Annotated in this window: 11 protein-coding genes; 5 read left to right on the top strand and 6 right to left on the bottom strand. The window is 68.0% G+C overall.

Annotated features, from left to right (window positions below):
- Positions 1-80: 80 nt before the first annotated feature.
- The 4 genes from QFZ60_RS14130 to nirB all read right to left on the bottom strand — a co-directional run bounded on the left by QFZ60_RS14130 (position 81) and on the right by nirB (position 6,047).
- Complete coding sequence (locus QFZ60_RS14130) at positions 81-950, bottom strand: FAD-dependent oxidoreductase (protein ID WP_307091207.1); 870 nt, start codon at positions 948-950, stop codon at positions 81-83.
- A gap of 224 nt (positions 951-1,174) precedes the next feature.
- A complete protein-coding gene (locus QFZ60_RS14125) occupies positions 1,175-2,356 on the bottom strand; it encodes a uroporphyrinogen-III synthase (protein WP_307091206.1) in 1,182 nt (393 codons plus the stop codon).
- 14 nt (positions 2,357-2,370) lie between these two features.
- Entirely contained in the window at positions 2,371-3,402 is a 1,032-nt protein-coding gene (cobA, locus tag QFZ60_RS14120; RefSeq protein ID WP_307091204.1) for a uroporphyrinogen-III C-methyltransferase, read from the bottom strand.
- Between the two features lie 2 nt (positions 3,403-3,404).
- Positions 3,405-6,047 (bottom strand): nitrite reductase large subunit NirB, encoded by a 2,643-nt coding sequence (gene nirB, locus QFZ60_RS14115; protein WP_307091203.1) that lies wholly within the window; start codon positions 6,045-6,047, stop codon positions 3,405-3,407.
- A 258-nt stretch (positions 6,048-6,305) separates the two neighbouring features.
- Between nirB and nirD the strand changes: the two genes are divergently transcribed.
- Complete coding sequence (nirD, locus tag QFZ60_RS14110; RefSeq protein WP_142120796.1) at positions 6,306-6,686, top strand: nitrite reductase small subunit NirD; 381 nt, start codon at positions 6,306-6,308, stop codon at positions 6,684-6,686.
- Positions 6,687-6,758: 72 nt separating this feature from the next.
- Here the strand turns inward: nirD and QFZ60_RS14105 are convergent, their stop codons facing one another.
- Together QFZ60_RS14105 and QFZ60_RS14100 are read right to left on the bottom strand one after the other, a co-directional pair.
- Positions 6,759-8,507, bottom strand: coding sequence for a phospho-sugar mutase (locus QFZ60_RS14105; protein WP_307091202.1), 1,749 nt, complete (start codon positions 8,505-8,507; stop codon positions 6,759-6,761).
- 56 nt (positions 8,508-8,563) lie between these two features.
- A complete protein-coding gene (locus QFZ60_RS14100; RefSeq protein WP_307091201.1) occupies positions 8,564-9,382 on the bottom strand; it encodes a purine-nucleoside phosphorylase in 819 nt (272 codons plus the stop codon).
- 103 nt (positions 9,383-9,485) lie between these two features.
- Between QFZ60_RS14100 and QFZ60_RS14095 the strand changes: the two genes are divergently transcribed.
- From QFZ60_RS14095 to QFZ60_RS14080, 4 genes are all read left to right on the top strand, one after another.
- The gene (locus QFZ60_RS14095) at positions 9,486-10,901 is read left to right on the top strand and encodes an NAD(P)H-quinone dehydrogenase (RefSeq protein WP_307091199.1); all 1,416 of its coding nucleotides are present in this window, start codon (positions 9,486-9,488) and stop codon (positions 10,899-10,901) included.
- 66 nt (positions 10,902-10,967) lie between these two features.
- The gene (locus QFZ60_RS14090; protein WP_307091198.1) at positions 10,968-11,726 is read left to right on the top strand and encodes a prolipoprotein diacylglyceryl transferase; all 759 of its coding nucleotides are present in this window, start codon (positions 10,968-10,970) and stop codon (positions 11,724-11,726) included.
- Complete coding sequence (locus QFZ60_RS14085; protein ID WP_307091196.1) at positions 11,723-12,073, top strand: hypothetical protein; 351 nt, start codon at positions 11,723-11,725, stop codon at positions 12,071-12,073. Before QFZ60_RS14090 ends, QFZ60_RS14085 begins: the two co-directional genes overlap by 4 nt.
- A 1-nt stretch (position 12,074) precedes the next feature.
- Positions 12,075-12,422: a hypothetical protein gene (locus QFZ60_RS14080; protein WP_142120808.1), complete on the top strand. Its 348-nt coding sequence runs from the start codon at positions 12,075-12,077 to the stop codon at positions 12,420-12,422.
- Positions 12,423-12,430 lie beyond the last annotated feature (8 nt).

Genomic DNA, 12,430 nt, shown 5'->3' with positions numbered 1-12,430 from the left:
CTCGAAGGGCCTTGTGGGCCCGGCGTTGACTCGGTTTCGGGAACCATCTTGTCACAGCGCACCGCGCCGGAGGCGCCCGCTCAGGCAGCCGCCTGCAGGAGGGATGCCGCTGACGACGCGGACAGCAGCTGGGTGGCGCAGGCACCGGCCGCGGAGGCCGCTGCCACCAGCAGTCCCAGCCGCACGCCGTCGAACGCTGCTGCATCACCGATGGCCCAGATTCCCGGGACGGACGTTCGGTAGTCGCGGCTGATCTCGATGCCGCCGCCCGGAGCGGTCCGCAGGCCCGCGCTGGCAGCGAGGCCGTCCCGGGAGACCCGCTCCTCAGCCAGGACCACCAGGTCGCCGGTCATGCTGCTGCCGTCTTCGAAGACCACCGCCGATGCGGCCACGCTGGAAGCTGAGCCGGAAACGACTGCAGGAATGACGGCGCTCGGGCGGGCGGTAGTTCGGATGGGACGTACGCCCTTTGCCCGCAGGACCGCCTCGGCCTGTCCGGCCGCAGCCCCGGTGCCCACCAGGATCCCCACAGGGCGCCGGCCCAGCTCCCGGGCAACCTTCTGCACGTCCTTGGCGATGCGCGGCGCGTCATCGATCGTGGCATAGCTCAAGCACTGCGCGGCACCGTCCACCGGGCTAGCCACGGGGGCCGAACCGGTGGCAATCACCAGCTGGTCGTAGGCGAATTCCATGCCGTCCGCGGTTGCCACCGTGCGCTTGGCGGCGTCGATGTGGCTGGCCGGCTGGCCGAAGCGCACGGAGACCTGGGGCAGCATGGCCAGTTCCAGCAGTTCCTCCGGGGTGTCGTCGCGGTTGCTCAACACGGTGATGGTGCCGTCGAAGCGTGCACGGTCGAGCTGTGCCACCAGGGCCTGGGCGGCGGGGCCGGCGCCGGCGATGACGATGCGGGTAGCGGTGGAGGTGGACGTTGAGGGTGCCGGAGCGGACATGTGCTGGCCCTTTCGCTGGTGGCCGGGAACCGGCCGGAACTTCGTGATGGAACCCAGCGTAGGGGTGTGCTTTTTCCGTTGTGTTACCCGTCCATTGCTGTTTCGCGGGCCCGTGTTCGCCAGTATTTACCGGCCGGTAACAGAACCCGTGACGTATCTCTCATCCATCCGGCGCCGGACACAATTCCCCGGGTCCAGCGCCTCGGGCGGCCCGCCCAAGCACGCTAGACGCGGATGCGGTACCCGCGTTTCACTACCGTCTCCACCAGCCGGCCGTCGGGGAGGGACGAACGGAGCCTGCTCACGGTCATATCCAGCGCGTGCACGGAGCCCCGGAGTTCCAGCAGGTCGGAGAGCGATTCACGGGACAGGACAGCGCCGCCGGCGCCCAGCAGGGCGCGCAGGAGCAACAGGGGAGCGGGCGCCAGTTCCACTGCCTGGCCGTCGATCCGCAGGCTGCGGCCGCGAAGCTCGATGTTCCCCGATCGGGTGTCCAGCCGCCGGACATGGTTCAGAGCCAGGTGCTCGCACACCAGCCGGATGAGGGCCCCCATCCGGAACCGTTCCGGGATCAGCGGGCTCAGGCCCGCGTCCAGGAGGGGCTGCGCGGTCACGGGACCCACCACGGCGGTGGTGACGTTCAGCTTCAGGCTCTCCACCAGCTGTTTGTAGAGGCCCATCTCATGGGCGGTGCTCCACATGGCGTCCACTGCCGGGGCGCTGGTGAAGGTCAGGACGTCCAGGTTCCCGCTGCAGACGGCCTCGATCAGCCGCGGCAGCTTGTCCTCGCCGTCCGGCTTCACCCAGCGGTAAGGCGTGACAGTGAGGACGGTGGCGCCGGACATCCGCAGGCGCTCGATCTGGCGCACATCCGTGTAGCCGTGCAGCTGCATGGCAACGGTCTTGCCGCGCACGCCTTCGGTGAGCAGCATGTCCACCAGCGTGGAGGTGGTTTCGTCGCTGCTGATTCCGACGTCGGCAAGGCCGGCCGCGCGCACCGCACCGCGGGCTTTGGGTCCCCGGACGAACATGCGGGTGCTCCCGAGCGTTTCCAGCAGTTCGTCGCCGATGCCGAAGGAGTCCGCGGCCTCGCACCACCGGCGCATGCCGTAGGCAGTGGTGGCGATGCACAGGTCCGGCTTGGCGGCGATGATGGCCTTGGTGTCCTCGATGAGCCGGATGTCCTCCTGGACAGGGGCGATCTTCAGCGCTGGCGCATGCAGCACCTCAGCCCCACGGCGCTCCAGGGCCTCGATAAGGTCACGCGACCGCCGGTCCGAGGTGACGCCGATGCGGAACCCCTCCAGCGGTGACTCCGTAGCATCCGTGGCTTCGCCGGCCTGCGCCGTCGGTTCGGCCTGCGTTGGTTCGGCCTGGGCCGGTTCAGCCGGTGCAAGTGCAGTCATGGGGGTCAATCCTTTCATGATCCCAGCAGCGAGGCCGCAAGCCTGTCCAGGTCTGCGGCCGCAGCGGCGTGGTTCCGGTTGGCTTCAGCCACCCGGACCACCTCGCCGATGACCAGCACTGCCGGGTTGCTGCAGCCGGCAGCGGCGGAGGTGATGGTGCCGAGGTCTGCGATGGTGGTGCGCTGGCCGGGCCGGTAGCCGCGTTCCACTACGGCCATGGGCATGTCGGGGCGCATGCCGGCGCGGCGCAAACCGGCCGCCAGTTGGTGGAGGGTGCCGATCCCCATGAGCACCACGATGGTCCCGCCCAGGCCGGCCAGGTGGTGGTGCTCCTTCTCGGTCAGCGGCGCGTGCCCGGAGACCACGGTGAACATGTGGCTGACCTCGCGGTGCGTTACCGGGATGCCGGCGGCGGCGGGGACCGAAATGGCGCTGGTGACGCCGGACACTACCTGGACCTTGAGGCCCGCAGCCACGCAGGCGGCAACTTCCTCCCCGCCTCGGCCAAAGACGTAGGGGTCACCGCCCTTGAGGCGGACCACGTTGTTGCCGGCCAGCGCGCTTTCCACCATCAGCTTTTCGATGTCCGCCTGGCTGACTTTGTGGTGCCCGGGCTTCTTTCCCACGTCCACCAGTTCCGCGGACGTCAGCAGCGGCAGTTCCTGGTACGGTGCCAGGCGGTCATAGAAAACGACGTCGGCATCACGGAGCGCCTTGACGGCTGCCACGGTGAGCAGGTCCCCGGTGCCGGGGCCGCCACCCACCAGGGTGACGTGTCCGGCGGGGCCGGCGGCAGGCTCGGCAGCGACGGGAATGCCGGTGCTCCGGCAGCGGTCCAGGAAAGCGTCCCAGCCGGGCTGTCCGTCCTCGACGGCGGCAACCAGGAACAGCCGCTCCGGCAGGTGGACGAACCGGGCCTCGGCGGGGCTGCCAAGGCGGTGCACGACGGCGCCCGCGGCTTCGTACCGCCGCACCGCCTGCCGCGCGGCAGCGGGGCTGCCGGCCACCAGGACGTTCCGGCCGGTGAGGTCGATACTGAGCTGCATGGCTATGCCTCGTTTCCGATGGTTTCGGCTGTGGCGGGACGGACCGGGATGGACGCGCCGATCAGGACCTTCCCTTTTTCCTCAGGCGTGGCCGGGCGCATCTGGCCGCGCTCGTCCGGGACGAACGTGATGGAGTCGTCCTTCTGGTCCGGTGCATTGACGAACGAGCGGAACCGGCGCAGCCGCTCCGGGTCCTTGAGGGTGTCTGCCCATTCGTCGACATAGGTGTCCACGTGCTTGGCCATGGCGGCTTCGAGGTCTGCGGCGATGCCCAGGGTGTCCTTGACCACCACGTCCTCAACGTGCTTGATGCCGCCGTCGAGCTCCTCCTGCCAGCGGGCCGTGCGCTGCAGGCGGTCCGCGGTGCGGATGTAGTACATGAAGTAGCGGTCGATGTACTTGATGAGCGTTTCATCGTCCAGGTCCTTGGCCAGGAGCTGGGCGTGGGCCGGGGTGGCCCCGCCGTTGCCGCCCACATACAGGTTCCAGCCGTCGGCGGTGGCGATCACGCCCACGTCCTTGCCGCGGGCCTCGGCACATTCACGGGCACACCCGGACACGCCCATCTTGAGCTTGTGCGGGCTGCGCAGGCCGCGGTACCGCAGTTCCAGCTGGATGGCCATGGCCACCGAATCCTGGACGCCGAAGCGGCACCAGGTGGACCCGACGCAGGACTTCACCGTGCGCAGGCTCTTGCCGTAGGCCTGGCCGGACTCGAAGCCGGCGTCCACCAGCTCCTTCCAGATCTCCGGCAGCTGCTCCAGCCGGGCGCCGAACATGTCGATCCGCTGGCCGCCGGTGATCTTGGTGTACAGGCCGTACTTCTCGGCCACGGCGGCGATGACGCCAAGCTTCTTGGGGGTGATCTCGCCGCCGGCGATGCGGGGGACCACGGAGTAGGTGCCGTCCTTCTGCATGTTCGCAAGGGCGCGGTCGTTGGTGTCCTGCAGGGTGCCCCGGCCGGCATCCAGGACGTAGGCGCTGTTCTGGCTGGCCAGGATGTTGGCGATGGTGGGCTTGCAGATGTCGCAGCCGGCGCCGCTGCCGTACTTGGCCATGATCTCTTCGAAGGAGGTCAGTTCCAGGACGCGGATGGCGTCGAACAGTTCCTGGCGGGACAGTTCGATGTGCTCGCAGAGGGCCTTGGAAACCTCGACGCCGGACTTGGTCAGCTCGGTTTCCAGCAGCTTCTTCAGCATGGGGACGCAGGAACCGCACTGGGTGCCGGCCCGTGTGCAGCCCTTCAGCTCGCCCAGTTCCTGGACCGGGCCGTTGCCCTCGCAGGCGCCGCAGCCGTTGATGGCGTCGCGGATGCTGCCGGCGGTGACGTTGTTGCAGGAGCAGAGGGTGGCGTCGTCGGGGAGTTCGGTTTCGGGGGCCTCGCCGCCGCCGGCCGCGCTCAGGAAGGCGCCGGGCTCTGCTGGAAGTTCACGGCCCAGGAGCGGGCGCAGGCTCATGTAAGGGGAGGCGTCGCCGACGAAGATGCCGCCCAGGAGGGTCTTGGCGTCGTCCGTCGTCACGATCTTCTGGTAGACGCCGCGGGCGGGATCGGCGTAAACGATCTCGAGGGCGTGTTCGGTGCGGGCGAAGGCGTCGCCGAAGCTGGCCACGTCGACGCCGGAAAGCTTGAGCTTGGTGGCGGTATCGAAACCGGGGAAGGTGGCGTCTCCGCCGTGGAGGCGGTCGGCGACGATTTCCGCCATCGTGTTGGCGGGCGCCACCAGGCCCAGGCACATGCCGCCGTAGTTCGCCACTTCACCGATGGCCCAGATGCCATCCACCTCGGTGGCGCAGTAGTCATTGATGACCACGCCGCCGCGCTGGCCCAGGCTGAAGAGCTGCTCCTCGCCCTCGGCTGCGCGGAACAGCTCGTCGCGGGGCTTGACACCCACCGCGACGATCACCAGGTCGGCCGGGATGATGCGCCCGTCCGCCATCAGCACTCCCGTGACCTGGCCGTCGTCGTCCGCCAGAATCTCTGAAGGGAACACGCCGCCGTGCACTTCGAAGCCTTTCGCCTCAATGAGGCGGCCCAGGGCCTGGCCGGCGCCCTCGTCCAGCTGGGTGTTCATCAGCCACGGCGCACCATTAATGACAACGGGGGTGGCGCCCAGCTGCTCGGTGCCGGCGGCCGATTCGAGCCCCAGGAGACCGCCGCCGATGGTGACGGCATTGACCTTGCGGCCCAGCCTGGCAGTGAGTTCCGCGATGGCCTTGTTGATGGCCCACACATCTTCAAGGGTGCGGTAGACGTGGGCGTGTCCGGCGCCGGGAATGGGCAGGCGGACGGCGTCCGAGCCGGTGGCCACCACCAGCTCGTCATATTCGTAGGCGTTTCCCGCAGCAGTTTGCACCGTCTTTGCGCCTGCATCAATCTTCACCACGCGCTCGCCGGTCTTCAGGACCAGGGAGCCGTGGTCCCACATCGAAGCCGTTCCCAGGGTGAGGTCCACCCCGGTATCGGTCAGCGCCTTGGAGAGTGCCACCCGGTCGTAGGGGAGGTGGGCTTCCTCGGTGAGGACCGTGACATGCCAGCCATCGAGGCCGCGGGCATGCATGGCGTCCGCAAAACGGTGGGCCGCTGGGCCGCCGCCGGCGACGACGATGCGGCGCGGAGTCTCTGTGCTTGAAGTCTGTTCGGTCACTGTGGGCCTTTCGCATGGGCCGCAGACGGTGCTCTGCAGCTTGTGCCTCCAGCCTAGGGAGGGGCAGTTTCGCCTCAGTTTCCCAATTGTTTCGCCAACTTAACTTCTGCATCACGAACGCATTTCCGGCCGGGTTAGGTCTCTTTTACGCGCCGGACACATTCGCCGCACCCCGTTGAAACACCCGGAGCCTAGCGTGGGACTCGGCCGCAAACGCAGCGGCTGCACGGACAACAGGCACAGGGAAAGGAGCCGGACATGACGGCAACACTGGAACTTGGGGCGCTCGCCGCCGAATCAGACCTCGCTGGATTCCATACCGGCTGGCACCGTGTCTGCACGGTGGAGGACCTCGAACCGGCCTGGGGCGAGGCCGCCCTGGTGGCAGGCCGGCAAGTGGCGCTTTTCCGCACCGGCCCGGCCGAAGTCTTCGCCGTGGCCCATGAGGATCCGGCCACCGGGGCCCACGTCATGGCACGCGGAATCCTTGGTTCCAAAGGCACCCGGCCCACCATCGCCTCCCCGCTGCACAAGGAGGTCTACGACCTTGAGACCGGCGAATGCTTCACCACTCCGGGCCTGCGGCTGGCAGCATTCGGCACCCGCGTCATCGACGGCTTCGTCGAGGTACAGCTGTAGCACCTGCACCCTTTAAGGGGCGCGGGGTCCGTTAGCGGCCCTGGCGCCCCTTTGGTCTTTAACCCAGGAGTGTTAAAGACCCAGTGCCTCGCTGACGTCGTGCAGTACCTCATCCAGTGAGGCACGTGCGGCCTGGCGCGCTGCTGGCAGCTCCGCGGCGGAACCTGCCTGGTGGATAACCTCCAGGTAGCACTTCAGCTTGGGCTCGGTGCCGCTGGGCCGGATGATCACGCGGGTCAGGTTGCGGGTGATGTAGAGCAGCCCCTCGGTGGGCGGCAACTGGGCACTGCCCTCGGCCAGGTCCGTGAAGACCTCCACTGCTGATTGTCCGAACGATTCCGGCGGAGAAACCCGCAGACGGTTCATCATGGCGTCCAAAAGGCCCAGGTCCGCAACCCTGATGCTCAACTGGTCGCTGGCGTGCAGGCCGTGCTGGAGGTACAGCTCATCCAGGGTGTCGAACACGGTCTTGCCTGCGGCCTTGGCGGCGGCGGCGAGTTCGGCGATCAGGACGGCGGCCGAAATGCCGTCCTTGTCCTTCACCTGTTCCGGGGCCACGCAGTACCCCAGCGCCTCCTCGTAGCCGTAGACCAGCCCGGGAACCCGGGAGATCCACTTGAAGCCGGTCAGTGTTTCCTCGTGGGCGAAGCCGGCCGCGGCGGCGATGCGGGCCAGCAGCCGTGAGGAAACAATCGAATTGGCGAAGACGCCCCGGCCATCAGCCTCCGCGCCGGCCTGGCCGTCGGAGAGCCGGGCCACCACGTGGGCGCCCAGCAGGGAACCCACTTCGTCGCCCCGGAGCATCCGCCACGCACCGGTGTCGGGGTCCTTCGCCGCCACGGCGGCCCTGTCGGCGTCCGGGTCATTCGCAATGACGATATCGGCGTCCAGCTGCGCGGCCGCTTCGAGGGCAAGGTCCAGGGCCCCGGGTTCCTCCGGGTTGGGGAAGCTTACGGTGGGAAAATCGGGGTCCGGTTCGGCCTGTTCGGCCACCACGGTGACATCTGTGAAACCTGCCGCCTTCAGGACATCCAGTGCAGTGCCCCCGCCGACGCCGTGCAGCGGGGTGAGGACGATCCTCAGGTCGCGGGCAGGAAAGCGGTCCGGCATGGTGAGTGCCGCCGTCGCCCGCTCATACCCAGCCGCCAGCGAGCCGTCCAGGACGGCCCAGCCGCCCTCTGCCAGCGTGATGGATTCCAGCGGTCCCACGGCGCTGATCCGCGCGGCGATTTCCGCATCGTAGGGCGCCACGATCTGGGCGCCGTCACCGTCCGCCGCCACGGCATGCCGGCCCAGGTACACCTTGTAGCCGTTATCCTGCGGCGGGTTGTGGCTGGCGGTGACCATGACGCCGCCGTCGCAATCCAGGGCCCGGACAGCGTAGGCCAGCAGGGGAGTGGGGAGGGGTGCCGGGAGCAGGAAGGTCTCGATGCCGGCGGCCGTGAAGATCGCAGCCGTTTCGGCCGCGAAGGCGTCTGAGTTATGCCGGGCGTCATAGCCGACGACGGCGCGCGGCCGGGTGCCCGGCGCAGCCTTGGCCACTGCGTCCAGCAGGAAAGCGGCAAGTCCCGCTGCGGCGCGGCGCACCACCAACCGGTTCATCCGGTTCGGGCCCGGGCCCAGTGCAGCGCGCAGCCCGGCCGTGCCGAACTGCAGGGTGCCGCGGAAGCTGTCTTCCAGTTCCTGCCGGGCCACCGGATCGCCGTCCTCAACAAGGCGGACAAGCTCAAGGAGCGACGCCTTCGTTGCGGGATCCGGGTCTTGGGCAGCCCATTCGCGGGCCTCGGTGAGCAGGCGAAGTTCGGCATCGGAAGACGTCATGGGCATAACGCTATCGTCATTGCCCGGTCCCGTGACGCACCCGGGCGCCGCGAGCGTTAGAGCCGGGCGATGATATCGGCGAGCAGCCTGGAGATGCGCGGGCCCGCCGCGCGGCCGGATTCGATCACTTCCTGGTGGCTCAAGGGCTGTGGGCTGATGCCGGCGGCGAGGTTGGTGACCAGCGAGATCCCGAACACCTCCATCCCGGCGTGGCGGCCCGCAATGGCTTCCAGCGCCGTGGACATGCCGATGAGGTCGGCACCGATCCGCTTGGCGTACTGCACCTCGGCCGGCGTCTCGTAGTGCGGGCCGGGGAACTGGGCGTACACGCCCTCCGCCAGGCTGGGGTCCACCTCGCGGGCCAGTCCACGGATCCGGGGCGAGTACAGGTCTGTCAGGTCCACGAAGGTGGCGCCCTCCAGGGGGGATGCCGCGGTGAGGTTGATGTGGTCCTTGATCAGTACCGGGGTGCCGGGGGCCCAGTCTTCGTTGAGTCCGCCGCAACCGTTGGTGAGGACCAGGGTGCTGCACCCGGTGGCCGCCGCGGTCCGGATTCCGTGGACCACCGCCCGGACGCCCCTGCCCTCGTAGTAATGCGTCCGGGCGCCCAGGACCAGGGCTCGCTTTCCCGAGGGGGTGAGGATGGAGCGGATGGTGCCCACGTGGCCCTCCACGGCGGGGGCGTGGAAGCCGGGAACTTCTTCTGCGGACAGGGTGGCGGTGGTCTCGCCGATGAGGTCCGCGGCCTCGCCCCACCCGGAGCCGAGGACCAGGGCGGTGTCGTGCCGGTCCACGCCTGTCTCTTCGGCGATGTAGTCCGCTGCGGCGCGGGCAGCGGCAAACGGGTCCGTGTTCAGGAAGTCAGTTGTACTCACCAGTACAAGTTATCGTGCCGCCCGTGTTGCCCCCGTCACGGCTGGCCCGGGCAGGGCCCTGTTTTCTTGGTGGTCAGCGGCAAATGGGCGAGAATGGATGACTGTGACTACGCATCCAGATTTCAGTTCCCCCCGGATCGCAATCCTGGGAGGTGGCCCCGGCGGATACGAAGCCGCCATGGTGGCCGCCTCGCTCGGGGCGACGGTCACCATCATCGAACGCGCGGGCCTGGGTGGATCCGCCGTGCTGACCGATGTGGTTCCCTCCAAGACCCTGATTGCCACGGCTGACCTGATGACCCGCGTGGCCGAGGCCGGGGAGTTGGGCGTGAAATTCGACGTCGACGGCGGCGACTTCGTGCCGGTGATGCGCGCCGACCTCAAGCACATCAACGACCGCCTCCTCAACCTGGCCCGCAACCAGTCCCACGACATCCGCGACGGTCTGGAGAAGCTGGGCGTGCGGATCATTGCCGGTTCCGGCCGGCTCCTGGACAACCACACCATCGAGGTCCTGACGGTGGACGGCACGGAGACTGTTGAAGCGGACACCATCCTGCTGGCCGTGGGCGCACACCCCCGCGAGCTGGAGACGGCCCGCCCCGACGGCGAGCGGATCCTGAACTGGACCCAGATCTACAACCTGGACGAACTGCCCGAGGAACTCATCGTGGTGGGGTCCGGCGTCACCGGTGCGGAGTTCGCCTCCGCCTACAACGGACTGGGTTCCAAGGTCACCCTGGTGTCCAGCCGCGACCGGGTGCTGCCCGGCTCCGACGTTGACGCCGCCGTCGTCCTGGAAGAAGTCTTCGTACGCCGCGGGGTCCGGGTCCTGTCCCGCTCCCGCGCCCAGACCGTGGAACGCACGGACGATGGCGTACTGGTAACGCTTTCCGACGGCTCCACGGTGACCGGCAGCCACTGCCTGCTCTGCCTCGGGTCCATCCCCAACACGGCAGGCCTGGGCCTCGAGGAGGCCGGCGTGGCCGTCAGCGAAAGCGGCCACATCAAGGTGGACGGCGTTTCCCGCACCACCGCCCCGAACATCTACGCCGCCGGTGACTGCACCGGCGTCCTGCCACTGGCCTCCGTGGCCGCCATGCAGGGCCGCATCGCCGTGGCGCACTTCATGGGCGACGTCGTCACCCCCCTCAAGCTCCACCAGGTGGCATCCAACATCTTCACCTCGCCCGAAATCGCGAACGTGGGCATCTCCGAAGCAGACATCGAGTCCGGCAAGTACCAGGCCGACGTCGTCAAGCTCTCCCTGCGCAGCAACGCCCGCGCCAAGATGCGCAACGCCAAGGACGGGTTCGTCAAGATCTTCGCGCGCAAGGGCTCCGGCACGGTGATCGGCGGCGTGGTGGTGGGCCCCAACGCCTCCGAACTGATCTTCCCGATCTCCATCGCGGTCAAGCAAAAGCTGCATGTGGACGACCTCGCCAGCACCTTCACGGTCTACCCGTCGCTGACCGGATCCATCTCCGAGGCCGCCCGCCGCCTGCACGTCCACATGTAGGGCACCCGCCCATGTAAGGGCCGAAGGGCCCGCATTCCACGGGCAACCCGTTGCTACACTCTGCTCATGATCGGGCTTCCCTTCGCGGGAAACGGGCTGGTACATGCCGGCTTCGTCGGGCTGGGAATCCTCGCAGCCCTGCTGTTCTACGCTTACGAGAAGCGCCGCCGCGGGCTTGCCGATCCCCGGTTGTGGCCCATTGCCGGTTTTGCCGTTGCTTTCGGGGCCATCGGTTCCCGGGTGCTCACCTGGGACATCTCCCGCCAGGTTTCACTGGCTGACTGGTGGGGCAATGGCGACCGCAGCATCCTCGCCGGGCTGGTGGGGGCCTGGTTCGGCGTCCTTCTGGCCAAACGATTGACCGGTTACCGGCAGCCGACGGGCGATCTGCTGGCCCCGGCAGTAGCCCTGGCGCTCATCATCGGGCGTGTCGGCTGCCTCCTGACAGAGCTCCCCGGAACGCCAACCGGGGGAGCATGGGGAGTCATCCTCACTCCTGCGCAGGCCGCGCTGACCGGCGCCCAGGCCGGGGTGGGACTTCATCCGTCGTTCGCCTACGAGATTGTCTTCCACCTCGCGGCCTTTGCCCTGATGTGGCGCTGCCGGGACCGCCTGCCCCACCCCGGCGACCTCTTTATCTGCTTCGTCAGCGCCTATGCCCTCTTCAGGTTCGTCGTCGAATTCGTCCGGGGCAACGAGGTGCTCTGGCTGGGGATGAGCCGGCCCCAATGGTTCCTGCTGGCGGTGTTGCCCCTCCTGGTATGGCGGGTCCGGCGTGTCTTCGGCCCACCCCTCCGCCCTGCCCTGGAAGGAACCGCAGCATGAGTGAGGACCCGGCTGACTTTCCCAGTATCCCGCCGTCCCGGGGAGAAGAACCGCGCCCTGAACCAGGACTCGGTCTCATAGTGCTCGGAATCGTGTTAGGGGCTCCGGCCCTTTATGCCCTTTATTTCGGGACAACAAGTGGCATCGCTCCGAACGAGGGATACAGGACCTTCCTTTCCGGGCCCAGGACGTTCATCCCAATCGCCGCGTATCTGGTGGTGGCCGTTGTGCTGACGGTCCGGCCACGCACATCCGGGTTGGGTGCGGGCCTGCTGATCGGGCTGGGGATCTTCACACTGCTCGGCGGCGGACTCTGCGTCGCCTACCTGGCCCAGGCCCGGGCCTGACATGAACGACGACCAGCCGGTTCCGCCACCAAGGGAGCAGGGGAGCGGGCAGAAGCGGGAAAACCGGGGTGGTTATCTGGGGTCCGGAGCTGTTTTCGGCGCTCTGGCCCTGTACATCCTCTACCTTGGGGCAGCAGTCGGCATCGGAGCACCGAATGCATGGGCAACCAGCATCTTTGCCGGGCCGGCCGCCTTCGTCCCGATCGCCGTCTATCTGGGGCTGGCCATTGTTCTTGCCGTTAATCCCCGCACGTCACGCACCGGAGCGGGCTTACTGATTGGGCTCGGCGTTTTCACGTTGCTCGGCGGGGGACTTTGCGTGGGTGCCCTTACACAGGCCGGAATTTGAAGAAGGGT

The sequence above is a fragment of the Arthrobacter sp. B2I5 genome (assembly GCF_030816735.1).
GTDB lineage: Bacteria > Actinomycetota > Actinomycetes > Actinomycetales > Micrococcaceae > Arthrobacter.
This window is presented reverse-complemented; position numbering and strand designations above follow the sequence as displayed.